1 tRNA gene is annotated in these 902 nt (G+C 47.8%); it reads right to left on the reverse strand.

The window, feature by feature from the left end:
* Window positions 1-648 precede the first annotated feature (648 nt).
* A tRNA-Asn gene (locus DF185_RS24735) sits at window positions 649-722 on the reverse strand.
* Window positions 723-902: the final 180 nt, after the last annotated feature.

Genomic DNA, 902 nt, shown 5'->3' on the forward strand with positions numbered 1-902 from the left:
ACCAACACCACCACTAATCACCCACTCATCTAGTTCAGAATGCAGTCGAATCAGTCAGAGATTTGTTCCGACGAGTTTTGCATCGGTCTACATCGACACTGACTGGTCGTCAGGCAGTTGCATGGTAGACGTTTGAGTCCCTTGTTGGCAATATTCTGGTGATGAATTGCACTCGTGTGTCTTGTTCCCTATGTCCACATAGTGCGATCAGTTCGGTGATGATTGAGGAGCGTGTTTGCACGGAGAATTGGTTGGTATTCGCCAACTGCGTTGTCAAACAACATAGTGGAATTTCGAGTCTGACAGTTGATCAATTCAACGCGTCAAATGTGTTGTGGGTGAGAATGAGGTGATCAGGGAGTGAGTGCGTGAGTTAGGACGTGTGGAATGTGTGAAGAGAGTGTTTGACACAGTGGTGTATATGTATAGTGTAAATTCGAATGGAGTGTGGTGGAATTGACGTGTGGTAGTGGACAGTGGACGTGTAGTCGTTGGATGGAGAGATGATTGTGGAGTGGTATATTGCCACAGGGATTGAGAGTAATCCGGGTGTGTGTTGGTGGAGTAGTTGTACAGTGTGAGTGTATTGATGGATGTGTGACGAAGCGAGTGTTGATGTTGTTGATGTGTTTCGTCAGAAGTGGGAAGCGCCTCCGGGTGGGCTCGAACCACCAACCTTTCGGTTAACAGCCGAACGCGCTAACCGGTTGCGCCACGGAGGCGACATTCGTCGACCCCACACAGACCATACCACAACACAATACCAACTCACATCGCACACAACAACCAGCAACAAACAAACACAATCACTAGCATGACCACCATTACACAAACACTGACACCAACTACAATACCAATTTCACACCACCAACACCAACACCAACACCAACACCACCACTAAT

The sequence above is a fragment of the Marinifilum breve genome, from assembly GCF_003202155.1.
Classification (GTDB): Bacteria; Bacteroidota; Bacteroidia; order Bacteroidales; family Marinifilaceae; genus Marinifilum; species Marinifilum breve.